Consider the following 25,955-nt stretch of genomic DNA (forward strand, 5'->3'; position numbering starts at 1 on the left):
TCGCTCCTACAGGAGGGCGCGGTTAGTCGCTCAGTTTTTCAGCCAGTGCTTTCACACGAGCCAGGTCGCCCTTGGCCACCTTGGCCACGCCGGTGCCGTATTCCGGATCGGCCTTGTAGAGGAACGAGAGAATGATGTGCTTGCTCTCATCGTCCGTGGTCGCCAGCGAGCCGCCGAAGTTGTCGATCAGGTCCTGACGCTCTTTCTTGCTGTAGGAGCGATACAAGTCACCGGCCTGTTTGAAGTTCTGCTCACGCTGGATCTTCGCCTGCTGGGTGCTGCCCGACAGCGGCGACTGGCTGTAGCGCGCAGTCTGCGGCTCTTCCCGTGGCAGCAGGCGGCTTGGCTGGTAGTTCACGCCGGTGGTGGTCTTGCCGAAATTCAGCGCGCCGTCCTGGTTACCGTTGTTGACGGTCACTCGTGGCGCGTTGATCGGCAGTTGCAGGGCGTTGGCGCCCAGGCGGTACATTTGCGTGTCGGCGTAGGAGAACACCCGCCCTTGCAACAGGCGGTCTTCCGACGGTTCGATACCCGGCACCAGGTTGGCCGGGGCCATCGCCACTTGTTCGGTCTCCTGGAACACATTGGCCGGGTTGCGGTTGAGCACCATTTGCCCGACTTTGCGCTCCGGCACATTCGGCCAGATCTTGGTGGCGTCCAGCGGGTCGAAATCGAACTTGGCCAAGTCTTCAGGTTTCAACACCTGCACATACAAGTCCCACTTGGGGAAGTCGCCCTTGTTGATGTGGGTGACCAGGTCATTGGTCATGTGGCTGTAGTCACGCCCTTGCACTTCGGTGACTTGCTTGGGATCAAGATTCTTGATGCCTTGCAGGCTCTTCCAGTGGAACTTGACGTAGTGCACTTCGCCCTTGGCGTTGATCAACTTGTAGGCATGTACGCCATTGCCGTCCATTTCCCGATAACTGGCCGGTGTGCCGGAGTCCGAGTACAGCTCGGTCAGTGTACGAGTGGATTCTGGAACATGGGAGAAGAAGTCGAAACGACGCGAGTCGTCGTCCAGGTTAGTGCGCGGGTCCGGTTTGAACGCGTGGACCATGTCCGGGAACTTGATGGCATCGCGAATGAAGAAGGTCGGGAAGTTATTGCCGACCAGGTCCCAGTTGCCTTCTGCCGTGTAGAACTTGGTCGCGAAGCCCCGTGGGTCGCGCAGGGTCTCGGGGGAATGGTTACCGTGGACCACGGCCGAGAAGCGTACGAATACCGGCGTGGCTTCACCGGCGGCGAACACCTTGGCCTTGGTCAGGTCGCTGAGGTTGTCAGTGACGGTGAACGTGCCATGGGCGCCCGTACCACGAGCGTGAACCACGCGCTCGGGGATGCGTTCGCGGTCGAAGCGCTGCAGCTTCTGAATCAGTTGGACATCCTGCAGCAACACGGGGCCATTGGCGCCGGCGGTCTGCGAATTCTGGTTATCCCCAACGTTGGCGCCGTTATCGCGGGTCAGGTTGGCGGCCTGCACGGAGAGGGTCAGCAGGCTGGCGGTCACCAACGCCAGCGCATGGCGCGCGGACACGGGCCTGCGGTTGATTGAAATGTTCATCAAGGTTTCCTCTGGTTTTTTTAGTGCACATTCAGTTGTGCTTGCCAGAGGCTAGTGACCTGCGGGTCAGAAGATAAATAGAAAAACACCACAGGGCCGATTGAGAAAAAAATATGGTAACCCGCTGAAATACGGCGTATTTCGCGCGCGATTGGTGGCACTTTGCAAACTAATTGCGATTTAATGTGTCGATAAAAACCAACAGTGTTAACGGTTGTGTCGCGCGAGCCCGCTACGACTGACTTACACTGACCTCCACCCTTCTCATCTGTAACAAGGAATAACTTATGGGCGTGATCAGTGAGTTCAAGGCCTTTGCGGTCAAAGGTAATGTGGTCGACATGGCCGTCGGTATCATCATCGGCGCCGCGTTCGGCAAAATTGTTTCCTCATTTGTAGGGGACGTGGTGATGCCGCCGCTCGGCCTGTTGATCGGTGGCGTGGACTTCGGCGACCTGGCAATCACGCTTAAAGCCGCGCAAGGCGACGTACCCGCTGTGGTGCTGGCGTACGGCAAGTTCATCCAGAGCGTGGTCGACTTTTTGATCGTCGCCTTCGCCATCTTCATGGGTGTAAAGGCCATCAATCGCCTCAAGCGCGAAGAGGCCGTAGCCCCGAGCTTGCCGCCGACGCCGACCAAGGAAGAGGTGCTGCTGGGCGAGATCCGCGATTTGCTCAAGGCACAGCATGACAAACCGCTCTGACCTGCGGCTCAACGTAAAAGGCGCCTCGTGAGGCGCCTTTTTTTTTACCAGTAGTTTTCCACCGCCACCTGGCCCGGGCGTCGGCTCAGGCTCAGTTGCATATCGCGCTGTTTGAGCAACTGGCGAGTGTCGTCGACCATCTGCGGGTTGCCGCAAATCAGCACCCGGGAGTGCTCCGGGGTCAGCTCGACGCCGGCCGCGCGCTCCAGTTCGCCGTTCTCGATCAACGTGGTGATGCGCCCATTCAACGCGCCCGGATGCCGTTCACGGGTGACGATAGGGATGTAGATGAGCTTGTGGGCATAGTCGGCCAGGTAGTCACGCGCGCCCAGTTCAGTGATCAGCGATTGGTACGCCAGCTCCTTGGCCTCTCGGGCGCTGTACACCAGGACGATACGCTCGAATTTCTCCCATACCTCGAAATCCTGCAGGATCGACAGGAACGGCGCCACACCGGTACCGGTGCCCAACAGCCACAGATCACGCCCGTCTACAAAGCGGTTCAAGGTCAGGAAGCCGGTGGCCTGGCGCTCCACCAGCAAGGTATCGCCCACCTTAAGGCGGCTTAACTCACTGGTGAACTCGCCCCCCGGAACGACAATGGAAAAAAAATCGAGGTGTTCGTCAAACGGCGAAGACACGATGGAGTAAGCGCGCCATACGGTACTGCCATCCGCCTTGGTGACGCCCAGGCGCACGAACTGGCCGGCGGTAAACCGAAAACCGGCGTCGCGCGTGGTACGCAGGGTGAAGAGGCTGGGGGTCAGCGATTGCACGTCGAGCAAGGTCTGGCGGGTAAATTTTTCAGCACTGGCCGTCATGGGAGGCTCCGTTTTGCACAGAGCCTTAGTGTCCCCCAAAGCAGGCCGCGCAAACACCGTTGATTTGTACTGGCATTACCGCCATCCCAGCAGCGACGATGTTTCAGCGTTATGACAAAAGTGGCAAATCAGCGCCGCGCTGCATCGAACTAAATATTTCGCTATTAACGCACTTGCAGTACACCACAAGTTGAAGTCGAGCCGGCAAGAGCTATCATTTTGATAGCATTTACAAGCTCTTGAAAAAACAAACCCTCCCCCACTAACGCCTACAAAATCTGACTCCGTGTTCAGCGTTGAAGGCCTAAAACAAGCCAACAAATAAAAATATTTTAAGGCTCATTTGTAGGACCTCTCCTACACTTGGTTTCGAGCAGCACTGGGATCTGGACGTACCCAAGGCACATGGAAACCTGTGGAGAGTTACCGATGGTCAGATGGCGCAATACACGGCTGCCCAAGCTGGAAGGCGAGAGCGAAATCACCAGCGTGTTTGAAATGGTCGTTAATCACACCTACGAACTGGGGTTTCAATATTGCTCATTTACGATGAGTACCCAGGCCCAAAGCAATCAAACAGAGCCCATTCATCTTAGTAATCATCCAAGTGAATGGAGGAGTCTTTACCAACAAGCGCACTTCTTCGATATCGATCCCGTTGTATCCCATTGTAAAAATAGTGTGCTGCCCCTTGTCTGGAACGAAAAGACCTTCAGTCAGGCGCCTCAGTTGTGGAAATTGGCTCAGTCGTCTGGCGTTCACTTAGGCTGGACCCAAGCGGTCCATGACTTTCAGGGCGTGTTCAGCATGCTGACCCTGGCGCGTGGCAAAGACGAGGTCAGCCCTGAAGAGCTTTACGAAAAAGCCGGCCAGGTATTGTGGCTCTGCCATGCGATGCATGCGGTCGTGGCAAAGAAATACGCCGACGAAACCCATGTCAACGCGCCCAGCAAGTTAACCGCACGCGAAACGGAAGTGCTCAAGTGGTCCGCCATGGGCAAGACCGCTTCCGAGATCGCCGCGATTCTCTGCCTGTCCGAGCGCACGGTAGGCTTTCACATCAGCAGTACCTTCAAGAAATTGGGGGTTCACAATAAGATCCAGGCCGTGCTCAGCGCCTCTAAAGCAGGACTGTTTTAGCCCTGACCAGAAACACCGCATGTCATCGCGGTCAAAAAAAAGTAACATTTACGGCCAATTCTGAGTGTTGATGCTGCCCTTTCAGAGGTTGCTTCGCTGTTCACTCAGACGGTTCCGTCGATTACCCAGAGCCTCCCCCGCCATGCCCCTGCTTGACAGCCCCTTCGCTCAACTCGATTTGATTCGTCAGCCCGAGCAATCCAATGACCCGCTGCAAGCCTTCGATGCCGCCGATGAGTACCTGCTCAGTCACCTCGCCAGCCAGCAACCCAACGCGGCGACCCGTGTGCTGGTGCTCAATGACAGCTTCGGTGCGCTCGCGGCCAGCCTTGAAGGCCGGGTGCAGGTGACCTCCAGCGGGGACTCGTTTCTCGCCGCCCAGGGCCTTGAGAAAAACCTGGTGCGCAACGGCAAAGCGTTTGATGCAGTGGCGTTCGTGCCGTCCAGCCAGGTACTGGTCGGGCCTTTCGATCGGGTGCTGCTGCGTGTGCCAAAAACCCTGGCGCTGCTGGAAGAACAGTTGATTCGGCTGCAGGGGCAGTTGACGCCGGGCGCCGAAGTGATCGCCGGGGCTATGCTCAAACACCTGCCACGCGCCGCCGGTGAGTTGTTGGAACGTTATATCGGGCCGATGCACGCCACGCTTGCGGTCAAAAAGGCACGGCTGCTGATCGCCACCGTTGCCGATCGCCCTGCGGCAGTATCGCCCTACCCTACCCGCTACACGCTGGATACGCCGGCCATCGAACTGCTCAACCACGCCAACGTGTTCTGCCGCGAAGGCCTGGACATCGGCACGCGCGCTTTTCTGCCGCACCTACCGAACAACCTGGGCAGCGCCCGCGTGGCGGACCTGGGCTGCGGCAACGGCGTATTGGCGATTGCCAGCGCGCTGCACAACCCCGACGCGCACTACACCCTGGTGGATGAGTCGTTCATGGCGGTGCAGTCCGCCACCGAAAATTGGCAGGCCGCCCTGGGTGAACGCAACGTGATCGTGCGTGCCGACGACGGCCTGGCCGGCCAGCAAGCGCAGTCGTTGGACGTGGTGCTGTGCAACCCGCCGTTTCACCAGCAGCAGGTGGTGGGCGATTTCCTCGCCTGGCGCATGTTCCAGCAGGCGCGGGAAGCCCTGGTGGTGGGCGGCGCGTTGTATATCGTGGGTAACCGTCACCTGGGTTATCACAGCAAATTGGCGCGCCTGTTCCGCGGCGTCGAACAGGTGGCGGCCACGCCCAAGTTCGTCATTCTCAAGGCGCGCAAATAAAAAAAGCCCTGCCTTCTATAGAAGAACAGGGCCGAAAGAGCCGGGCCGCACGGCCCGGATCGGGATGTCAGTGCGTGGTAAGGCCCGCTGCATTCATGAACATGCGCATCAGGCTGGCGACGATAAACAGGGCCAGCACACTGCCGGTCCAGATCATCGCCAACCACCCAAGACGCCGCCACAGCGGCTGTTTCTCGGCCTGTTCGATGTCGTGCAACGAAGGTTTGCCCGCCATGTCGCGACCCTCCTAGTGATAACCGTCTTCGTGGGTGACCTTGCCCCGGAACACGTAGTAGCTCCAGAAGGTGTAGCCCAGGATGAACGGGATGATGAACAGGGTGCCTACCAGCATGAAGCCCTGGCTTTGCGGCGGTGCGGCGGCGTCCCAGATCGATACCGACGGTGGAATGATGTTCGGCCACAGGCTGATCCCCAGGCCGCTATAACCCAGGAAAATCAATACCAGCGTCAGCAGGAACGGCGTGTAGTGCGCATTGCGTGCCACGGCGCGGATCAGCCCGTACATGGTCACCAGTACCAGCACCGGCACCGGCAGGAACCAGAACAGGTTCGGCAGGGTGAACCAGCGAGAAGCGATTTCCGGGTGGGTCAGCGGTGTCCAGATACTGACGATACCGATCACGGCCAACACCACGAAGGCCAGCGGCCGCGCCAGGTTGTGCATCTGTTCCTGCAACTTGCCTTCAGTCTTCATGATCAGCCAGGTGCAGCCGAGCAGCGCATACGCCACGATCAATGCCACGCCACAGAACATCGTGAACGGCGTGAGCCAGTCCAGCGAGCCTCCGGCGAACTGGCGGTTGACCACCGGAATCCCATCGATAAACGCCCCCAGCGCCACGCCCTGGAAGAACGTGGCCGTCAGCGAACCGCCGATAAACGCCTTGTCCCACAGGTGACGCTTGTGGTCCTTGGCCTTGAAGCGGAACTCAAAGGCCACGCCACGAAAGATCAGCCCGATCAGCATCAGGATCAGCGGCAGGTACAACGCCGACAACACCACCGAATAGGCCAGCGGGAACGCACCAAACAGTCCCGCGCCGCCCAATACCAGCCAGGTTTCATTGCCGTCCCACACCGGTGCCACGGTGTTCATCATGACGTCGCGGTCGGTCTTGCCCGGTACGAACGGAAACAGGATGCCGATCCCCAGGTCGAAACCGTCCATGACCACGTACATCATGATCCCGAAAATGATGATCACAGCCCAGATCAGCGGCAGATCAATGCCCATCTCAATTCCCCTTGTGCTGGATGTCGTCGTGGTCGTTGTCGGTGCCATCATCGGCAGCGGACAGCGGACGGGCCGGTGTACGTTTCTGGCCAGGACCACCATGGGTCGGCTCGGTGACTTCTTCTTGAATCACAGGCCCTTTGCGCACCAGACGCATCATGTAACCCAGGCCCGCACCGAACAGCGCGAAGTACACCACCACAAACAGCACCAGGGTGATGGTCATCTGCGCCAGGCTATGCCCGGAGGACGCATCCGCCGTGCGCATCAGCCCGTAGACCACCCACGGCTGGCGACCGATTTCAGTGGTGAACCAACCGGCGAGAATCGCGATCAGGCCGGACGGGCCCATCCACAAGGCCAGGTACAGGAACGGCTTGGACGTGTACATCTTGTCGCCCCGGCGCAGCCACAGGCTGAACAAGCCGGTGAAGATCATCAGGAAGCCCAGGCCGACCATGACCCGGAACGACCAGAACACCACGGTCGAATTAGGACGGTCTTCAGGCGGGAATTCCTTGAGCGCCGGCACCTGTTTATCCAACGAGTGGGTCAGGATCAGGCTGCCCAAGTAGGGAATTTCCACCGCGTACTTGGTTTTTTCAGCCTTCATGTCCGGCCAGCCGAAGAGGATCAGCGGCGTGGGTTCATTGCCGATGTTTTCCCAGTGGCCTTCAATCGCGGCAATTTTTGCCGGCTGGTGCTTCAAGGTGTTAAGGCCGTGGAAGTCGCCGATCACCGCCTGAATAGGCGCAACGATCAGGGCCATCCACATCGCCATCGAGAGCATCTTGCGGATCGCCGGGTTGTCCTTGCCGCGCAGCAGGTGCCAGGCCGCCGACGAGCCGACGAAGAACGCCGTGGCCACGAAGGCCGCAGTAGCCATGTGCGCCAGGCGATAGGGGAACGATGGGTTGAAGACCACGGCGAACCAATCGGTGGGGATCACGCGGCCATCGACGATTTCAAAGCCTTGTGGCGTCTGCATCCAGCTGTTGGATGAGAGGATCCAGAAGGTCGAGATCAGCGTACCGATAGCCACCATCACGGTGGAGAAGAAGTGCAGGTTGCGCCCCACCTTGTTCCAGCCGAACAGCATCACGCCGAGGAAACCCGCCTCGAGGAAGAAGGCGGTGAGCACTTCGTACGTCAGCAGCGGCCCGGTGACGGCGCCGGCGAAGTCGGAGAAGCGGCTCCAGTTGGTGCCGAACTGATAAGCCATGACCAGGCCCGAGACCACGCCCATGCCGAAGTTGACGGCAAAGATCTTCGACCAGAAATGGTAGAGGTCGCGGTAGGTGTCGTTACGGGTCTTGAGCCACAAACCCTCCAGCACCGCAAGGTAACTGGCCAGGCCGATGGTGATCGCCGGGAACAGGATGTGAAACGAGATGGTGAACGCAAATTGAATTCGGGCGAGATCTAGCGCCTCCAAACCGAACATAAGTCTTCCTCTGTCAGGTAATACCGGCTGCGGGCTCGGAGCCTGCACCCACTGCCCCCACGGATATGGAGTGTGACGAATTTCAATTCGTTTCTTTTTTTACCCGTCACGTAGGGAATCTGGCCTTTCGGCCGCCAGAACAATCCCGATGCGGGTGTTGATCTGGATCAAGCATCGTTGAAAGAGTAGTCCCATTTGCGCTGCCCGGTTGTGTGGTCTTTTGCCGCGTGACAGCTTGCCTCACCAGGGTTATTGCAACTATTTGTTACAGCATGATGCTAATCTCGCCGTTCCTTTAGGCCCCGATCTGTACTCCCAATGCCCAGTGAACCTGCGTTACTGTTACGTCACCACCGCCCCTTCATCGCGTTCTGGCTGGCGCGGATCTTTACCGCCAGCGGCTTCCAGATGCTGACCGTGGCCATCGGCTGGAACCTCTACCAACTGACTGGCAATGTGCTGGACCTGGGGCTGGTCGGCCTGGTGGAGTTCGTGCCGCGCGTGCTGTTCATGCTGCACACCGGGCATGTGGCCGATCGCTATGAGCGACGCAAAGTCGCCGCCATCTGCCAGACCGTACAGGCGCTGATTGCCCTGTCCCTGGCCATCGGCGGCCTGACCGGCAACGTGACCCGCGAGATGATCTTCATCCTCGCTTTCCTGCTGGGCGCCGCGCGTTCATTCGAAATGCCCACCACCCAGGCGCTGCTGCCGAGTATCGTGCCCAGCGCGCTGTTCCCCCGGGCCGTGGCCTCGTCGCAATCGGCCCAGCAATTGGCGACGATCGTCGCCCCGGCCCTCGGTGGTTTGCTCTATGCGTTCGGCAGCGTTTGGGTGTACGGCCCGACGGTGGTGCTGTACCTGATCGCCTGCGGCTTGACCCTGAACCTGCCTGCGCGCCAGACGCCGCTGAACAAAGGCAAGGCCACCCTGGATTCGCTGCTGGCCGGGATTCGCTTTATCCGCAGCCGCCCGGACATCCTCGGCGCCATTTCCCTGGACCTGTTTGCCGTGCTGCTGGGCGGCGCCACCGCGTTGTTGCCGGTGTTCGCCAAGGACATCCTGCTGACAGGCCCCTGGGGCCTGGGCCTGTTGCGCTCGGCACCGGCGGTGGGGGCGCTGTTGATGTCGTTGTGGCTGGCGCGTTTCTCGGTGGACCGCAAGGTCGGCCGCGTGATGTTCACCGCAGTCGGGGTGTTCGGCGTGGCAACCATCGCGTTCGGGCTGTCGACCTCGTTCTGGTTTTCCCTGGGGGTGCTGGTGGTGCTGGGCGCGGCGGATATGATCAGCATGGTGATCCGGGCTTCGTTCGTGCAGTTGGAAACGCCGGATGAGATGCGCGGCCGGGTGAGCGCAGTCAACGGCCTGTTTATCGGTGCATCCAATCAATTGGGTGAGTTCGAATCAGGGATCACCGCCCATTGGTTCGGCACCGTGCCCGCCGTCGTCATGGGCGGGATTGGTACGCTGGTAGTGACCGGGGTGTGGATCAAGCTGTTCCCGACCCTGGCCAATCGGGACCGGATGCATGTGCCGGTGGAAGAGCCCGGGCTGAAGCCCACCGCATAACCTGAGCCTTGAACAAGATAAATGTGGGAGGGGGCTTGCCCCCGATAGCGGTAGATCAGTCACATCATCCTCGACTGATACTCCGTCATCGGGAGCAAGCCCCCTCCCACATGAGTTACGCGGTGTGTTTTAGAGCACTTTGTCCAGGGTGATCGGAAACTCCCGGACCCGCTTGCCAGTGGCGTGATAGATCGCATTCGCCACCGCCGCCGCCACCCCGACAATGCCGATTTCGCCCACGCCCTTGGACCCGAGCGCATTGACGATCTGGTCGTGCTCTTCGACAAACACCACGTCAATCTCACCGATATCGGCATTCACCGGGATGTGGTACTCGGCCAGGCTGTGGTTCATGTAGCGACCCAGCTGATGGTCGACCTGAGTCTCTTCGTGCAGCGCCATGCCGATGCCCCACACCACCCCGCCGAGGATCTGGCTGCGCGCCATTTTCGGATTGACCACGCGCCCGGCCGCAATCGCGCTGACTACGCGGCTGACCTTGATGGTGCCCAAGTCTTCATCTACCCGTACTTCGACGAACACCGCCGAATGGGTGGCCGTGGCATAGCCCTCGCGCTTCTTGTCGGGCTCGCTGTCGACCTGCACCTCAAGCGCGTCCTCGCCGCTGTCCTTGACCAGTTGGGCCAACGACACACTCACGTCGCCGGTGTGCAGTTGGCCGTCTTCAAAGCGCACGGACTCGGCATCCTGGAACACCGGGTAAGTCTGCCGGGCAACGGCCAGCAGTTTGGCGGTCAAGGCCTCGCAGGCTTGCTGCACGGCGGTGCCGACGGACGACACGGTAAACGAACCACCTTGCAGCGGCGCGGTAGGCAGTGAGGAATCACCGAGCAAAAACACCACGTCCTCCACCGCCACACCGCTGGCCTGCGCCGCGATCTGGGTCATCACGGTGTAGGTGCCCGTGCCGATATCGGTGGTGGCGCTGCTGACGGTGAGTTTGCCGCTCGTATCGAGGCGCGCCTTGGCGCTGGCTTTCATCTGCATGGCTTCCCATACACCACCGGCCATGCCCCAGCCGATCAACTGGCGGCCGTCGCGCATGCTGCGCGGTTCGGGGTTGCGCTGGCTCCAGCCAAAACGCTCGGCACCTTCGCTGTAACACTCGCGCAGGGCCTTGCTCGACCAGGGCTTGTCTTCATTTTGGTTACGTTCGGCGTAGTTGATCAGGCGCAGTTGCACCGGGTCGATGGCCAGGGCGCAGGCCAGTTCGTCCATGGCGCATTCCAGGCCGATCACGCCCAGGGCGGCACCGGGAGCGCGCATGTCCAGTGGGGTGAAGACGTCCAGCGGCACCAGCTTGTAGGTCAATTGCACGTTATCGCAGTGGTAGAGCATGCCGCTCCATTCCACCACGTGTTCGCTGAAATCCTCGAAGCGCGAAGTCTGTCCAATCGCGGTATGCCCCAGGGCCAGCAAGCGCCCGTTGGCGGCGGCGCCCATCTGCAAGCGCTGCAAGGTGCGCGGGCGGTAGCCGAAGGTGAACATCTGTTGACGGGTCAGGGTCACGCGCACCGAGCGCTTGAGCGCCAGCGATGCCATCACCGCCAGCGGCAATTGGTACTGCGGGCGCAGGCCCGAACCAAAGGCGCCACCGACGAACGCGGCGAAGATGCGTACCTGGCTCTTATCCAGGCCAAAGACTTTTTGCACATACGCCTGGCAGTTCTGCGGGCCCTGGGTTTTGTCGTGGATATGCAGGGTGCCGTCGGGCTGGTACAGCACGGTGCTGGCGTGGGGTTCCATGGGGTTATGGTGTTCGATGGGCGTGCTGTAGTGCAGATCGAGGCTGATGGCGGCACCCGCCCATTCGGCCTGGAAGTTGCCACGCGGCCCGGGCGGTGTCTGGGGCGAAGGGTGAGCCGATTGCTGCTGAGCGATCAGGTCGGTTTCGAAATCTTCCGCCGCGTATTCGATGTCGACCAGCGAGCCGGCATGCCGCGCCAGCTCCAGGTTATCGGCGATCACCAGGGCCAGGGGCTGGCCGCTGTAGAGCACGCGGTCGTTATACAGCGGGCGAAATGGCGAGCCATCGGCGGCATCTGCATCGGCGAACGCATCGTCGTAGCTGGCAATTTTCGGGCGATTGAGGTGATGGATGACCTCCGCCACACCCGGCAGTGCCAGGGCCCTTGAGGCATCGATGCGCAGGACACGGCCTTTGGCGATCGTGCTCGACACCACGCTGCCATGCAGCAGGCCGTCCTCGGGAAATTCACCGGCATAACGCGCTTTGCCGGTGACCTTGAGCAGACCGTCGACACGGTCCAGGGGTTTGCCGATGGCGCTCATGGCTGTTCTCCTGCGACCGCAGCGTCGCTCAGTGCACGAATGATTGCGCGGCGCGCCAGCTTGATCTTGAAGCCGTTGTGTTGCAGCGGCTCGGCATCCTGCAGCAGGGCATCGGCAGCGTTACTGAAGGTTTCGCGGCTGACGCGGCGGCCTATCAGCGACGCCTCTACCGCGCGGTCGCGCCAGGGTTTGTGCGCCACACCGCCAAGGGCCAGGCGGGCGTCGATGATCTCGTCGCCGTTCAATTCCAACGCGGCGGCAACCGACACCAGCGCGAACGCGTAGGACGCACGGTCGCGGATTTTCAGGTAGTGGCTGTGGCGGGCCAGGTTATCGGCAGGCAATTCAATGGCGGTGATCAGTTCATCGTCGGCCAATTGGTTGTCGCGTTGCGGTGCATCGCCGGGCAGGCGGTGGAAGTCGGCGAACTCGATGACCCGCGCCCCGCCGCGCCCTTCGACATGCACCCGCGCCTCCAGCGCCGCCAGGGCCACGCACATGTCCGAAGGGTGGGTGGCGACGCACTGCTCGCTGGCGCCGAGGATCGCATGGATGCGGTTCAAGCCGGTGCGCGCCGGGCAGCCGCTGCCGGGCTCACGCTTGTTGCACGGCACCGTGGCGTCATAGAAATAGTAGCAACGGGTGCGCTGCAGCAGGTTGCCACCGGTACTGGCCATGTTGCGCAGTTGCGGCGAGGCCCCGGCAAGAATGGCTTGGGACAGCAATGGGTAACGCTGCTCAATCAGCGGGTGCCAGGCCAGATCGGCATTACTGACCAGCGCGCCGATGCGCAGGCCGCCGTCGGCGGTTTCTTCGATGGCATTGAGCGGCAGCCCGGTGATATCGATCAAGTGTTCGGGGCGGCTGATGTTCTCTTTCATCAGGTCCAGCAGGTTGGTGCCCCCGGCAATGAAGCGCGATGCCGCGCTGCTCAGGTGCACCGCCTCGTGCACGTCGGCCGGTTTGCTGTAATGGAAGGGGTTCATTGCTCACCTCCCCGGTTGCCGCACGCCGGCAGCGCCTCTTCGATGGCCGCGCGGATATTGCTGTAGGCACCGCAGCGGCACAGATTGCCGCTCATCAATTCCTGCACCTGGGCACTGTCGTGGGCGCGGCCTTCGTTGGCCAGGCCGACCGCCGAGCAAATCTGGCCGGGGGTGCAGTAGCCGCATTGGAAGGCATCGTGCTTGATGAAGGCTTGCTGCATCGGGTGCAACTGATCGCCGTCGGCCAGGCCTTCGATAGTGGTCAGCTCGGCGCCGTCGCACATCACGGCCAGGGTCAGGCAGGCGTTTACGCGCTTGCCGTCACGCAAGACGGTGCACGCGCCGCACTGGCCGTGGTCGCAGCCTTTTTTGCTGCCGATCAGGTCCAATTGTTCGCGCAGCAGGTCCAGCAAGGTGGTCCAGGGCAACACACTCAATTGGCGATCCTGGCCATTCAAGGTCAAGCGTATCGGGTGGGCGACGAACGGCTGGGCCGCCGCGCCATTGGGGGTCGCGCTCATAAACACCTCACGGGTTGATGTACATCCGCGGCGTTCAGGGAAATCGCCGTCTCAGGGGTACGACTTCCCAGGGTTTTGAGCGTTCAAGCCAATTGATCAGCGGATATTGAGCTGGGCTTTCAGGGTGTTTTGCGGAGGATTGATCGAGGTGTTGGTGAATTCGAACCAACCCTGGGCTTGCACGTTGAGGTCAAACACATAGATGTAGCCCATCAGCGTGCCCACGCCGTTACAGGCCTCACTGATGTTGCCCACCTGGCACACCGCCGTGCGCTGCCCGTTCAACTCGGCGCCATTGAAGCGGCCCATCGGGCTGTTGCCCAGGCCGACTTCCATTACCGAGACCTTCGTCGGCCCACGGTGCTCGCACATCTGGGTGGTCTGCACACGGTCCGGAATGGTCTCGCTGCACTTCGCCGATTCGACCTTGAACACCCGCACCTCGCTCAAGGCCGGTGCAGCCGCGCCCCACACCGGTGCCGCGCCGAGCCACAGGCTCAGACAAGGGATCAGAGCTAGACTCCACGCGTTGGCTTTTTTCATGCTGTCGATGACCTGCTGTTGAACGTCGGCGCAGTATGCCTCAAGGCCATGCGCCACACAGCCTCGGCTGCTGGTATGATGCGCCGCTTTTTCCGATCCTCTCTGAAGCCACAAGCGCTTGGCGCAGTTTGTGCTTTGACTTAGAGGTCAACAAATCACGACGCAAGATAGCGTCACAGGGAGCCGGCATGCTGGAAAAGCTGTTTCAACTCAAAGCCCACAACACCAACGTGCGCACCGAGATTCTCGCGGGTATCACGACATTCCTGGCCATGGCCTACATCCTGTTCGTGAACCCGAGCATCCTCGGCGAAACCGGCATGGACAAGGGCGCGGTGTTTGTCGCGACCTGCCTGGCGGCGGCCATCGGTTCGACCGTGATGGGCCTGATCGCCAACTACCCGATCGCCCTCGCGCCGGGCATGGGCCTCAATGCCTTCTTCACCTACACCGTGGTCCTGCACATGGGCCACACTTGGCAGGTGGCATTGGGCGCGGTGTTCATTTCGGCGGTGCTGTTCTTCCTGCTGTCGATCTTCCGTATCCGTGAGTGGATCATCAACAGCATTCCCCTGCCCCTGCGCTCGGCGATTGCCGCCGGTATCGGCCTGTTCCTGGCGCTGATCGCCTTGCACAACGCCGGTATCGTGGTCGCCAATCCGGCCACGCTGGTGGGCCTGGGCGACCTGAAACAACCGGCGCCGATCCTGGCCACCCTCGGTTTTGTGCTGATCGTGGCCCTGGAAGCCCTGGCCGTGCGTGGTGCGGTTCTGATCGGCATCCTGGCGGTGACCATCGTGTCCATTGTGATGGGCTTCACCCCGTTCGGCGGCGTGACCTCGATGCCACCGTCCCTGGCCCCGACCTTCCTGCAACTGGATATCAAGGGCGCGCTGGACATCGGCCTGGTCAGCGTGATCTTCGCGTTCCTGTTCGTCGACCTGTTCGACAACTCCGGCACCCTGATCGGCGTCGCCAAGCGCGCCGGCCTGATGGGCAAGGACGGCCACATGCCGAAAATGGGCCGTGCGCTGATCGCCGACAGTACGGCGGCCATGGCCGGCTCGCTGCTGGGTACTTCGACCACCACCAGCTACATCGAATCTGCCGCTGGCGTGAGCGCCGGTGGCCGTACCGGCTTGACCGCCATCGTGGTCGCGATCCTGTTCCTGCTGGCGCTGTTCTTCTCACCGCTGGCGGCCAGCGTACCGGCCTTCGCCACCGCGCCGGCGCTGCTGTTCGTGGCCGTCTTGATGACGTCCGGCCTGGCCGAAATCGACTGGGATGACATTACTGTGGCCGCGCCGGTGGTAATCACCGCCCTGGCGATGCCCTTCACTTACTCCATCGCCAACGGCATCGCCTTCGGTTTCATCGCCTGGACCGCCATCAAGCTGCTTTCGGGCCGCTACCGTGAGCTGAACCCGGCCCTGGTGATTCTGTCGATTCTGTTCGTGATCAAGCTGGGCTGGTTCAACGCATGACTTTCGACGCCGCACACTACACCGCTCAACTGCAAGACAAGGTCACGCGCCTGCGTGACCTGCTGGCACCGTTCGACGCCCCCGAGCCGCAGGTCTTCGACTCGCCGCTGCAGCACTTCCGCCTGCGCGCGGAGTTTCGCCTGTGGCGCGAAGGCGGCGAGCGCCACTACGCGATGTTCGCCCAGGACGACAAGCGCACGCCGATCCTGATCGAAGCGTTTCCCATCGCCAGCCAGCGCATCAACCAGTTGATGCCGCAGCTCAAGGCCGCCTGGCAAGCCAGCGCCGCCCTGAGCCACAAACTGTTCCAGGTGGAATTCCTCACCACCCTGGCCGGCGACGCGATGATCACCCTGTGCTATCACCGCCCGCTGGATGAACACTGGCACACCGCAGCGAACAAGCTGGCGGCTGAGCTGAACGTGAGCATCATTGGCCGCTCCAAGGGCAAGCGCGATGTGATCGGCCGCGACTACGTGGTGGAAAAACTCGAGGTCGGTGGCCGCACCTTCAGCTACCGCCAACCCGAAGGCGCCTTCACCCAGCCCAACGGCACGGTGAACCAGAAGATGCTCAACTGGGCTTACGACGCCCTGGGTGATCGCCCGGACGACTTGCTGGAGCTGTACTGCGGCAACGGCAATTTCACCCTGCCGCTGGCGACCCGCGTGCGTAACGTGCTGGCCACCGAAATCAGCAAGACCTCGGTGAATGCGGCCCTGAGCAACCTCGATGAAAATGCCGTGGATAACGTCACCCTGGTGCGCCTCTCCGCCGAAGAACTCACCGCGGCCCTGAATGAAGTGCGCCCGTTCCGCCGTCTGCATGGCATCGACCTGAAAAGCTACGAATTCGGCAGCGTCTTCGTCGACCCGCCCCGCGCCGGCATGGACCCGGACACCTGCGAACTGACCCGGCGCTTCGACAACATCCTGTACATCTCCTGCAACCCGGAGACGTTGGCGGCGAACATCGCACAGCTGCACGACACGCACCGCATTACTCAATGCGCGATGTTTGACCAGTTCCCGTGGACGCACCATATGGAATCGGGTGTGTTGCTGACCCGTCGATAATCTGCCGCGCGCTGTTACCGGTGTGGGGCGGCTCTCGCCGCCTCCCACACGCGATCCTCCCTGCGCAATGAATTAAAAGTTCGATAATCGAACACAACCGCCGTCGTTCATTGACCAAATTAACCAACCAGTACATTTTATCCGCATAACCAAGAAGAACTGCGGAGACCTTCTATGCCACCCATCGTGCTGGTGCTCAATGGCCCCAATCTCAACCTGCTCGGTACCCGCGAGCCTGCCACCTATGGCCACGAAACCTTGGCCGACATTGCCGCCCTGTGCGGGCGCAGCGCGGAAAAACTCGGGCTGACCATCGAGTTTCGCCAGACCAACCACGAGGGCGAACTGCTCGACTGGATCCACGCCGCCCGCGCCCGTTGCGCCGGGATCGTGATTAACCCGGCGGCCTGGACTCATACCTCGGTGGCGATTCGTGATGCGCTGGTGGCCAGCGAAGTGCCGGTGATCGAGGTGCATTTGTCCAACGTGCACGCCCGTGAGGCGTTTCGTCATCACTCCTTTGTCTCGCCCATCGCCAAGGCGGTGCTGGCCGGGTTTGGCAGCCATGGCTACCACTTGGCCCTGGAACATTTCAGCCACTCGTTGAAAGGATGCGCCTGATGAAACCCCGCGTTCTCGCCGGCCTGATCGGCGCCGGCATCCAGGCTTCCCGCACGCCCGCCCTGCATGAACAGGAAGGTGACGCCCAGGGCCTGCGCTACCTGTATCGCCTGATCGACCTGGAAGCGCTGCGCCTGAACAGCCACGCCCTTCCCGAACTGCTGCGTGCCGCCGAGCAGATGCACTTCACCGGTTTGAACATTACCTACCCGTGCAAGCAAGCGATCCTGCCGTTGCTCGATGAATTGTCCGACGAGGCAAAGGGCATTGGCGCGGTCAACACCGTGGTATTCAAGGACGGCAAGCGCATCGGCCATAACACCGATTGCCTGGGGTTCGCCGAGGGTTTCCGACGCAACTTGAATGATGTGCCACGCCAGCGCGTGGTGCAGATGGGCGCCGGCGGTGCAGGCGCGGCGGTGGCGCACGCGCTGCTGGCCGAGGGCGTTGAACAGCTGAGCATTTTTGACTTGGACAGCCTCCGCGCCCGCGAGCTTGTGGATAACCTCGCCCGGCGTTTTGGCACCGGTCGCGCCCAGGTCGGCAGCGACTTGACCAACGCCATGGCGCAGGCGGACGGCCTGGTCAACACCACACCAATGGGCATGGCCAAGCTGCCCGGCACACCGGTGCCCGCCGCGTTATTACATGCAGGGTTATGGGTGGCGGAAATCGTGTATTTCCCATTGGAAACCGAGTTGCTGCGCGACGCACGCGCCTTGGGTTGCCGCACGTTGGATGGCGGCAATATGGCGGTGTTTCAGGCGGTGAAGGCGTTTGAGTTGTTCAGTGGTGAGGCGGCGGATGCTGGCAGGATGTTGGCGCACTTTCAGAGCATGAACAGCCAGCAGTAGAAACCGGGCCGAAAATGTGGGAGGGGGCTTGCTCCCGATAGCGGTCTGTCAGCGCAACATGGGGTGGCTGACACACCGCTATCGGGAGCAAGCCCCCTCCCACATTGACCGCGTACAGCCAGTTCTCAAGCTTGCAGATAACGCAACACCGACTCGCAGATCATCTCCCGATGCCGCTGCTTGATCGCCTCATCCGACAGTTCAATCTGAAAGATCTCACTGAAGGTATGCCGGTTGGAGACACGGTAAAAACTGAATGAGTTGATCAACAGATGCACATCCAGCGGCTCCAACCCTTCGCGAAACAGCCCCATTTCAGCGCCGCGACGCAGGGTCTCACCGAGCCCCTCGAGAATTTTGCTGTTCATGTCCTTGATCGTACTGGTGCGCTTTACGTACTCGGCGTTGTGGATATTTTCGATGCTGACAATGCGCACGAAATCCACGTTCTGGTCATGGTGGTCGAAGGTGAACTCCACCAGCCGGCGGATCGCTTCGCGCGGTTCCAGGGCCGTGAGGTTCATGCGCGTTTCGGTGTTGCGAATATCGCCGTAGAGCTTCTCCAGCACCTCGACGTAGAGCTGCTCCTTGCTGCCGAAGTAGTAATAGATCATGCGCTTGGAGGTGTGGATGCGTTCGGCGATGGCGTCCACGCGGGCGCCGGACAGGCCCTGCTGAACGAACTCGACAATGGCTTCCTGGAGAATATTCTCGCGGGTCTTTTCCGGATTGTTCTTGCGACTCTTGCGCGGTGCGTCTGACACGGCAGGGAGGTCGGGAGTCAGGGTCATGGTGCGCTCACGGCGTTTTTATGCAGGCCCGATTATGGGCCGAGGCGCTCCCCGAAGGAAGCACCTCCCCACCGTTATAAACGCGCCTGACGCACCGCACCGCTGCGCGACTTGGCCATTGCCGCCAAACGCACCGCCACATTGGCCGCGCCATAACCGGCATAGCCGTTCTTGCGCTGGATGATCTCGAAGAAAAACCGGCCCTCGAAGGCTTCGGTGTAGACATGAAACAGCTCACCGCCCTGGGCGTCACGGTCGTACAGCACGTTGTAGTACGCCAGTTCGCTGAGGAACTCATCGTCGAAATCAAAGCGTGCAGCCAAGTCATCGTAGTAGTTGAGCGGGATATCCAACAGCGGCACCCCAGCCTCCTTGGCCCGGCGCACCTCGGCGAAAATATCCGCGCAATCGAAGGCAATGTGGTGCACGCCCGAGCCGCGATAGCTCGAAAGCGCGTGGGAAATCGCCGTATTGCGGTTCTCGGAAATATTCAGCGGCAGGCGAATCGAACTGCAGCGGCTGCGCAGTGCGCGGCTTTTGACCAGCCCGTAAGGGTCGGGCAGCACCACTTCGTCATCGGCTTCAAAATCCAGCAAGCTTTTGTAGAACAGCACCCAGCTGTCGAGGCTGTCGGCCGGCAGGGCCATGGCCATATGGTCGATGCGCAGCAAGCCGCCGCTGGCGGTGACGGGTTGCAGGTTGAAATCGGTGTCGTATAGCCCGCCTTCGCTTTGATCCACCAGGTAAATCAAGCTGCCATCCGGCGCCCGTACGGCCGCCAACTCCAGTTCGTTGGGCCCGACCAGGCCGCGATAGGGCTGGCCCTTGTAGGCCACTGCCCGTTCCAACGCCTTGGCGCTGTCCTTGACCCGCATCGCCGTGGCGCACAGCGACGGGCCATGGGCCTCGAAAAAGTTGTGGGCAAAGGAATAAGGTTCGCAATTGAGGATCAGGTTGATATCGCCCTGGCGCAACAGGCTCACGTTCTTGGAACGATGCTGGCCGGCCTTGGCGAAGCCCAGGCGTTCCAACCAATGGGTCAGCTTGGCGCCGAGGCTTTCATCCACCGCAAATTCGAGGAATTCGATGCCGTCGTACTCGCTGGCCGCCGGGGTCTCGAACAGGATATCCACGGGCGCGGCGGGTTGTTCCGCCGCCAGGCGCTGGCGGGTTTTCTCTTCCAGATACAGCAACGAGCGCAAACCATCCGCCGCGTTGGCCCGGGTCGGTGCGGCGCGAAAGCCGTCGTTGAAAATCTCCAGGGACAACGGCCCGGTGTAGCCACTCTTGATGATCGGCGCGAGAAACCCAGCCAGGTCGAACTCACCCTGGCCGGGGAAGCAGCGAAAATGCCGGCTCCACTCCAGCACATCCATGGCCAGGATCGGCGCGTCGGCCATTTGCACGAAGAAGATTTTGTCGCCGGGGATTTCGGCGATGGCGCTCGGGTCGCCCTTGAGCGACAAGGTGTGGAAGCTGTCGAGCAGCACACCCAGGCTGGGATGATCCACCTGGCGCACCAGGTTCCATACCTGCTGCCAGGTGTTCACATGCTTGCCCCAGGCCAGCGCTTCATAGCCAATTCGCAAGCCACGACGGCCCGCGTGTTCGGCCAGCAGGCTGAGGTCGTCCAGCAGGATGCGCTCATCGCCCACGCAATCGGCCGAGGCATTACTGCATACCAGCACCAAGTCGGTGCCCAGCTCCTGCATCAGATCGAATTTGCGCTCGGCGCGCTCAAGGTTGCGCGCCAGACGATCACGGCGGCAGCCCTCGAAGTCTCGAAATGGCTGGAACAGGGTGATGGCAATGCCCAAGTCGGCGCACATCTGCCTGACTTCACGGGGGCTGCCGTCGTAGTACAGCAGGTCGTTTTCAAAAATCTCAACGCCATCAAACCCGGCGGCGGCAATGGCTTCGAGCTTTTCCGGCAGGGTGCCGCTCAACGACACGGTAGCGATGGAACGTTGCATGGGTCACTCCCGGCAATTGTTGTTTATGGCAAATTATTCGCCCACAGCCTACACGCGGCAATTAAAATGTACGAACCGGTTAGTTTTTGGTGCGATTATCGAACACTATGCCCCTTTGGCGAATTGACGACTTTTTAACCACTGCGCACCATCGAACCTGCATCAAGACCCAGAACACACCATAAAAATTTCAAAAACGGGTACGACCTCATGCCTCTGCAAAACTCCGCCCTGGCCGCGCGCCCCGGCACCCCGCACGCCGGCATCGGCGACAAGATCCGCGGCGCCCTGGCCGTGGGTAAAACCCGCTGGGGCATGCTGGCCCTGGTGTTCTTCGCCACCACCCTCAACTACATTGATCGCGCCGCCCTGGGCGTGATGCAACCGATTCTGGCCAAGGAGATGAGCTGGACGGCGATGGACTACGCCAACATCAACTTCTGGTTCCAGGTCGGCTACGCCATCGGCTTTGTGCTGCAGGGCCGCTTGATCGACCGGGTAGGCGTCAAGCGCGTGTTTTTCTGCGCGGTGCTGCTGTGGAGCCTGGCCACCGGCGCCCACGGCCTGGCTACCTCGGCAGTCGGCTTCATGGTCTGCCGGTTTATCCTCGGGCTGACCGAGGCCGCCAACTACCCGGCGTGCGTGAAAACCACGCGCCTGTGGTTCCCGGCCGGCGAGCGCGCGGTGGCGACCGGTATCTTCAACGCCGGCACCAACGTCGGCGCGATGATGACGCCCATGCTGCTGCCGTTGATCCTGCACGTGTGGGGCTGGCAGGCGGCGTTCCTGTGCATGTCGGCGCTAGGTGGTATCTGGCTGGTGTTGTGGGGCTTGAAGTACTACAACCCGGAAGAGCATCCCACCGTTAAACAATCCGAATTGGACTACGTGCAACAGGAAGTCGAGCCGGAACAACCCCGCGTACCGTTCAGCCGCATCCTGCGCATGCGCGGCACCTGGGCCTTCGCCCTGGCGTACTCGCTGACCGCCCCGGTGTTCTGGTTCTACCTGTACTGGCTGCCGCCATTCCTGAACCAGCAATACAACCTGGGCATCAACGTGACGCAGATGGGCATCCCGCTGATCATCATCTACCTCACCGCCGACTTCGGCAGCGTGGGCGGCGGCATTCTGTCCTCGTTCCTGATCGGTCGCGGGATGAACTCGATCAAGGCGCGGCTGCTGTCGATGCTCTTGTTCGCCTGCTGCATCGTCGGCGTGATCATGGCGGCCGGCTCCAGCCAATTGTGGGTCGCGGTGTTCGCCATCTCCCTGGCCATCGGCGCGCACCAGGCCTGGACCGCCAACATCTGGAGCCTGGTGATGGACTACACGCCCAAGCACATGATGAGCACGGTGTTCGGCTTCGGCGGCATGTGCGCGGCCATCGGCGGCATGTTCATGACCCAGATCGTCGGCCATATCCTGACCGTGACCAACAACAACTACACGCTGTTGTTCACCCTGATTCCGGCGATGTATTTCATCGCACTGGTGTGGATGTACTTCATGGCGCCGCGCAAGATTCCTACGGTAGAGGTGTAATCAACGCCGCCGCTGCTGCCAGGCAGCGGCCAAGCCGCTCATGCAGATCACCCCGATACCGACCACCGTGGTCATGTCGGGGGTATGACTGAACACCAGCCAACCCAACAACCCCGCAAACACGATCTGGCAATAGCCGAACGGCGCCAGCAAGGCCGGCGCCGCGAAGCGGAACGCCTGGGTGAGCATCAAGTGCGCAGTCATCCCGCAGGTGCCCAGCGCCAGCATCATCACCCCATGCCACAGGGTCGGTACCTGCCAGAAGAACGGCACCATCGCACTCATCACCAGGGTGTTGCACAGGCCGGCGAAGAAGTTGCTGGTGGTGGGGCTGTCGTATTGGCTGAGGATGCGCGTGAGCAGTTGGTAGAAGCAGAAGAACAGCGCCGAGCACAGTGGCAACAGCACCGCCGGGGTGAACAGCTCACCGCCCGGATGGATAATGATCACCACGCCGACAAACCCGCAGATCACCGCCAGCCATTGGCCACGCGTGACGTGCTCGCCGAGCAGGGGCACCGAGAGCGCCGTCACCAGGATCGGCGCAAGGAAGTTCACCGCCGTGGCTTCCGCCAACGGGATGTAATGCAGCGCCGTGGTGAAAAACAGGCTGGTGCCCAACAAGCACAACGCCCGCACCACCTGCATCCCCGGCCGTTTGCTGCGCAGCACGCGCAGGCCCGATTGCGGCAGGAAGATCCCGGCCATCAGCAGCGTGTGCACCATGTACCGCGCCCACACCACCATCACGATCGGGTAGAACCCGGCCAGGTATTTGGACAGGGCGTCGTGGCTGGAGAACAGGAACGTCGCCAGCACAATCAGCAGGATGCCTTTGAAGGGATGGTTGACGCCGGAAAGCGGGGTACTGACAGTCATTGAATTCTCTTGTGTGGCGAGCTGAACACGGTGGCACTCAACCGAAGTAATCTAGCAGCCGGGCATGCGTCTGCCCCAAGAGCATAACCAAACACCGGGCGAACAGCGCACTAAATCAGTGGATTTGAGTCCAACCCAGCACGCGCGCCCCGGCGTTGCACACTTTTTAATCAAGGCCCTGCCGCTATGAAAAAAATCCTGTTTGCCCTGTCTGCCCTCGCCCTGCTCTCTGCCTGCGATAAAACGCCGAAAGAAGCCCCCAAGCCCGCCCCCGCGTCCGTGCAGGCGACCCTGGTACCCGAAACGCCACCCACCGATAAATGGGTGGGCAAGTGGATCGGCGTCGAAGGCTTGAACCTGAGCATCGCCAAGGACGACAGCATCGGCCGCGGTCATTACATCCTGACCATGCAATATGGCCTGGATGCCGATGCATCCGGCACGTTCAAGGGCCAGGCAACCGATGATGGCATCGCCTTCACCCGCCCGGACGGCCCGCAGGTGCTGCGCGCCGGGGATGGCGCAGCCACTGGCTTGAAATGGCTGGCCGATAAAAAAGACTGCCTGATTGTCGCCAGCGGCGAAGGCTATTGCCGCTAACTACGACCATACTCCATCCATATTTTTGCCGGACCGTTAACGAGAGGATTGCCCCATGCTATGGAAAAAAGGCCGACGCAGCGACAACGTGGTGGATGCCCGCGATGACAGCGGCGGTGGCGGCGGTGGCGGGATGCGCTTCGGTGGCGGCAAGGGCCTGAGCCTGACCGCTATCGTGTTGATCGTCGGCATCGGCTGGCTCACCGGCCAGGACCCGATGCAGATCCTCGGCCAATTGACCGGCCAGATGGAGCAGGCGCCGTCGGTCAGCACGCAATCGCGTCAGGCTCCGCCGGCCAACGACGAGCAGGCCGACTTCGTGCGCGCGGTGCTGGGCGATACCGAAGACACCTGGGGCCAGGTGTTCCAGGAGAACGGCCTGGCCTACAAGAACCCGAAACTGATCCTGTTCCGTGGCCGGGTGAACTCCGCCTGCGGTGGCGCCACTTCGGCCAGCGGCCCGTTCTATTGCCCGGCTGACCAGCAGGTGTACTTGGACCTGGATTTCTTCCGTGAAATGTCGCAACGCTTCCAGGCCGCCGGCGATTTCGCCCAGGCGTATGTGATCGCCCACGAAGTCGGACATCACGTACAGACCCTGCTTGGCATCTCGTCCAAGATCCAGGCCGCGCGCCAGCAGGGCCGGCCGATGCAAGGCGACGGTGGCCTGCTGGTACGCCAGGAGCTGCAGGCTGACTGCTTTGCCGGCGTCTGGGCCAACCGCGCGCAAAAACGCCTGAACTGGCTGGAACCCGGCGATATCGAAGAAGCACTGAATGCCGCCAACGCCATTGGCGACGACCGCCTGCAGCAGCAGGGCCAAGGGCGCGTGGTGCCGGACTCGTTTACCCACGGCACATCGGCTCAGCGCGTGCGCTGGTTCAAGACCGGCTTCGCCCAGGGCCAAATCTCCCAATGCGATACCTTTACGGCCAGGAGCCTTTGAGTGAATAAACGGTGGGGCTTATTGCTGGGGTTCTGGGTGTCCTGCTCAACCCTGGCAGCCGACCATGATGCCAAGGTGGCCGGCCTCGATCGCTTTCACCTCGACGCCGGCGACCTCAGCCTGGGCTTGAGCCAGGACTGGCGCCGGCCGCTGCCAGATGTCACTCGTGCACTGATCATCGTGCATGGCCGCCTGCGCAATGCCCCGACCTACCTGCACAGCGGAGAAAAGGCCGCTGAGCAAGCCGGAGCAACAGGCAGCACGTTGGTGATCGCACCGCAGTTTCTGGATGAGTCGGATGTGAAGAACGGCCGTCTGGATCAGCAGTTGCTGCGCTGGAGAGTCGATGACTGGATGGCTGGCGCCGCGTCAACCGGCCCGGGCCAGGTCAGCTCCTATAGCGCCCTTGATCAGATCATCAAGCACCTGGGCAACCGCACCCTGTTCCCGGCGCTCAAGGAAATCGTCGTCGCTGGGCATTCCGGTGGCGGCCAGGTGGTGCAGCGTTTCGCGGTCACCGGCCACCCGCACCCGATGCTGCAGACCGAAGGCATCCGCCTGCGGTATGTGGTGGCCAACCCATCGTCCTACGCCTACTTCAGCTTACAGCGGCCGGTGCCGTTCGAGACGGCGAGTTGCCCGGGCTTCAACGAGTGGAAGTACGGCATGCAAGGCCTGCCGGACTACGCCAAGGGCCAGGGCGCCGAGCAACTGGAGCAGGCTTATGTTTCACGCGATGTCACGTACCTGCTGGGCCAACAAGACACCGACCCCAACCACCCGGCGCTGGATAAAAGCTGCGAAGCCGAAACCCAGGGCGCCTATAGGCTGATTCGTGGGCACAACTATTTTGACGCCCTCAAGCAGCGGCATCCGCAGTTGGGTCACAGGCTGGTAGAAGTACCGGGAGTGGGGCATGACGGGGATAAAATGTTTACCTCGCCCGAGGGCCAGAAAGTCCTGTTCGCACAATAACTGCCGAAACCGGATAAACATGTGGGAGGGGGCTTGCCCCCGATTGCGGTGTAACTGTCAGCAATCCTTTAACTGACAGACCGC

At 61.2% G+C, this 25,955-nt stretch carries 24 protein-coding genes; 12 read left to right on the top strand and 12 right to left on the bottom strand.

All coding sequences use genetic code 11. From position 1 onward, the window contains the following. Positions 1–22 precede the first annotated feature (22 nt). Positions 23–1,564, bottom strand: a complete 1,542-nt coding sequence (katB, locus tag C4J84_RS22165; RefSeq protein ID WP_124371928.1) for a catalase KatB — start codon at positions 1,562–1,564, stop codon at positions 23–25. A gap of 287 nt (positions 1,565–1,851) precedes the next feature. Between katB and mscL the strand changes: the two genes are divergently transcribed. Further along, positions 1,852–2,268 carry a large-conductance mechanosensitive channel protein MscL gene (mscL, locus tag C4J84_RS22170; protein ID WP_124368428.1) on the top strand — a complete coding sequence of 139 codons (417 nt, stop codon included), beginning with the start codon at positions 1,852–1,854 and terminating at the stop codon, positions 2,266–2,268. Positions 2,269–2,312: 44 nt separating this feature from the next. On the opposite strand, the gene C4J84_RS22175 is transcribed toward mscL, so the two are convergent. Then, positions 2,313–3,089 carry a ferredoxin--NADP reductase gene (locus tag C4J84_RS22175; protein ID WP_124436113.1) on the bottom strand — a complete coding sequence of 259 codons (777 nt, stop codon included), beginning with the start codon at positions 3,087–3,089 and terminating at the stop codon, positions 2,313–2,315. 429 nt (positions 3,090–3,518) lie between these two features. Between C4J84_RS22175 and C4J84_RS22180 the strand changes: the two genes are divergently transcribed. Both C4J84_RS22180 and C4J84_RS22185 read left to right on the top strand, forming a co-directional pair. Further along, on the top strand, positions 3,519–4,229 hold the full coding sequence (locus C4J84_RS22180; protein WP_124430551.1) for a LuxR family transcriptional regulator: 711 nt from the start codon (positions 3,519–3,521) through the stop codon (positions 4,227–4,229). A gap of 142 nt (positions 4,230–4,371) precedes the next feature. Further along, complete coding sequence (locus C4J84_RS22185) at positions 4,372–5,496, top strand: class I SAM-dependent methyltransferase (protein ID WP_124436114.1); 1,125 nt, start codon at positions 4,372–4,374, stop codon at positions 5,494–5,496. A 67-nt stretch (positions 5,497–5,563) separates the two neighbouring features. Here the strand turns inward: C4J84_RS22185 and C4J84_RS22190 are convergent, their stop codons facing one another. Genes C4J84_RS22190 through C4J84_RS22200 form a run of 3 tightly spaced genes read right to left on the bottom strand, consistent with a single transcriptional unit; the run spans position 5,564 to position 8,195 of the window. Further along, a complete protein-coding gene (locus C4J84_RS22190) occupies positions 5,564–5,731 on the bottom strand; it encodes a DUF2474 domain-containing protein (protein ID WP_065886906.1) in 168 nt (55 codons plus the stop codon). Positions 5,732–5,743: 12 nt separating this feature from the next. Further along, positions 5,744–6,751 (bottom strand): cytochrome d ubiquinol oxidase subunit II, encoded by a 1,008-nt coding sequence (cydB, locus tag C4J84_RS22195; RefSeq protein ID WP_124364495.1) that lies wholly within the window; start codon positions 6,749–6,751, stop codon positions 5,744–5,746. 1 nt (position 6,752) lies between these two features. Beyond that, positions 6,753–8,195, bottom strand: coding sequence for a cytochrome ubiquinol oxidase subunit I (locus tag C4J84_RS22200; RefSeq protein ID WP_124368431.1), 1,443 nt, complete (start codon positions 8,193–8,195; stop codon positions 6,753–6,755). A gap of 318 nt (positions 8,196–8,513) precedes the next feature. Here C4J84_RS22200 and C4J84_RS22205 point away from each other — a divergent pair, with 318 nt between their 5' ends. Beyond that, positions 8,514–9,764: an MFS transporter gene (locus tag C4J84_RS22205; protein WP_124364497.1), complete on the top strand. Its 1,251-nt coding sequence runs from the start codon at positions 8,514–8,516 to the stop codon at positions 9,762–9,764. Positions 9,765–9,893: 129 nt separating this feature from the next. Here the strand turns inward: C4J84_RS22205 and C4J84_RS22210 are convergent, their stop codons facing one another. The 4 genes from C4J84_RS22210 to C4J84_RS22225 all read right to left on the bottom strand — a co-directional run bounded on the left by C4J84_RS22210 (position 9,894) and on the right by C4J84_RS22225 (position 14,127). Further along, positions 9,894–12,077, bottom strand: coding sequence for a xanthine dehydrogenase family protein molybdopterin-binding subunit (locus C4J84_RS22210; RefSeq protein ID WP_124371932.1), 2,184 nt, complete (start codon positions 12,075–12,077; stop codon positions 9,894–9,896). After that, positions 12,074–13,063, bottom strand: a complete 990-nt coding sequence (locus tag C4J84_RS22215) for a xanthine dehydrogenase family protein subunit M (RefSeq protein ID WP_124371933.1) — start codon at positions 13,061–13,063, stop codon at positions 12,074–12,076. Before C4J84_RS22215 ends, C4J84_RS22210 begins: the two co-directional genes overlap by 4 nt. Continuing rightward, positions 13,060–13,584, bottom strand: coding sequence for a (2Fe-2S)-binding protein (locus tag C4J84_RS22220; protein ID WP_124371934.1), 525 nt, complete (start codon positions 13,582–13,584; stop codon positions 13,060–13,062). Before C4J84_RS22220 ends, C4J84_RS22215 begins: the two co-directional genes overlap by 4 nt. Positions 13,585–13,680: 96 nt before the next feature. Then, positions 13,681–14,127: a DUF4879 domain-containing protein gene (locus C4J84_RS22225; protein WP_124371935.1), complete on the bottom strand. Its 447-nt coding sequence runs from the start codon at positions 14,125–14,127 to the stop codon at positions 13,681–13,683. 188 nt (positions 14,128–14,315) lie between these two features. Between C4J84_RS22225 and C4J84_RS22230 the strand changes: the two genes are divergently transcribed. The 4 genes from C4J84_RS22230 (at position 14,316) to C4J84_RS22245 (ending at position 18,162) form a co-directional block, all read left to right on the top strand. Next, on the top strand, positions 14,316–15,611 hold the full coding sequence (locus C4J84_RS22230) for an NCS2 family permease (protein WP_124364502.1): 1,296 nt from the start codon (positions 14,316–14,318) through the stop codon (positions 15,609–15,611). Continuing rightward, positions 15,608–16,687, top strand: coding sequence for a tRNA (uridine(54)-C5)-methyltransferase TrmA (gene trmA, locus C4J84_RS22235; protein WP_124371936.1), 1,080 nt, complete (start codon positions 15,608–15,610; stop codon positions 16,685–16,687). The genes C4J84_RS22230 and trmA overlap by 4 nt, the downstream gene beginning before the upstream one ends. A 174-nt stretch (positions 16,688–16,861) precedes the next feature. After that, entirely contained in the window at positions 16,862–17,308 is a 447-nt protein-coding gene (aroQ, locus tag C4J84_RS22240) for a type II 3-dehydroquinate dehydratase (RefSeq protein WP_124364504.1), read from the top strand. After that, a complete protein-coding gene (locus C4J84_RS22245; RefSeq protein WP_164487804.1) occupies positions 17,305–18,162 on the top strand; it encodes a shikimate dehydrogenase in 858 nt (285 codons plus the stop codon). Before aroQ ends, C4J84_RS22245 begins: the two co-directional genes overlap by 4 nt. 125 nt (positions 18,163–18,287) lie before the next feature. Here the strand turns inward: C4J84_RS22245 and C4J84_RS22250 are convergent, their stop codons facing one another. After that, positions 18,288–18,953: a TetR/AcrR family transcriptional regulator gene (locus tag C4J84_RS22250; protein WP_124371938.1), complete on the bottom strand. Its 666-nt coding sequence runs from the start codon at positions 18,951–18,953 to the stop codon at positions 18,288–18,290. Between the two features lie 74 nt (positions 18,954–19,027). Beyond that, a complete protein-coding gene (quiC, locus tag C4J84_RS22255) occupies positions 19,028–20,926 on the bottom strand; it encodes a 3-dehydroshikimate dehydratase QuiC (protein WP_124371939.1) in 1,899 nt (632 codons plus the stop codon). Positions 20,927–21,136: 210 nt separating this feature from the next. On the opposite strand from quiC, the gene C4J84_RS22260 reads away from it, so the two are divergent. Beyond that, positions 21,137–22,471, top strand: coding sequence for an MFS transporter (locus tag C4J84_RS22260; protein ID WP_124371940.1), 1,335 nt, complete (start codon positions 21,137–21,139; stop codon positions 22,469–22,471). On the opposite strand, the gene C4J84_RS22265 is transcribed toward C4J84_RS22260, so the two are convergent. Next, positions 22,472–23,350, bottom strand: a complete 879-nt coding sequence (locus tag C4J84_RS22265; protein WP_065935812.1) for a DMT family transporter — start codon at positions 23,348–23,350, stop codon at positions 22,472–22,474. A 186-nt stretch (positions 23,351–23,536) separates the two neighbouring features. Between C4J84_RS22265 and C4J84_RS22270 the strand changes: the two genes are divergently transcribed. The 3 genes from C4J84_RS22270 to C4J84_RS22280 are packed head-to-tail and all read left to right on the top strand — an operon-like array spanning position 23,537 to position 25,871. Further along, the gene (locus C4J84_RS22270) at positions 23,537–23,950 is read left to right on the top strand and encodes a lipoprotein (RefSeq protein WP_124371941.1); all 414 of its coding nucleotides are present in this window, start codon (positions 23,537–23,539) and stop codon (positions 23,948–23,950) included. Between the two features lie 55 nt (positions 23,951–24,005). After that, a complete protein-coding gene (locus tag C4J84_RS22275) occupies positions 24,006–24,896 on the top strand; it encodes a neutral zinc metallopeptidase (RefSeq protein WP_124430563.1) in 891 nt (296 codons plus the stop codon). After that, entirely contained in the window at positions 24,897–25,871 is a 975-nt protein-coding gene (locus C4J84_RS22280; protein ID WP_124436115.1) for an alpha/beta hydrolase, read from the top strand. Positions 25,872–25,955: the final 84 nt, after the last annotated feature.

Origin of the sequence: Pseudomonas sp. R11-23-07 (assembly GCF_003852295.1) — a bacterium.
In the GTDB taxonomy this organism is placed as follows: Bacteria; Pseudomonadota; Gammaproteobacteria; order Pseudomonadales; family Pseudomonadaceae; genus Aquipseudomonas.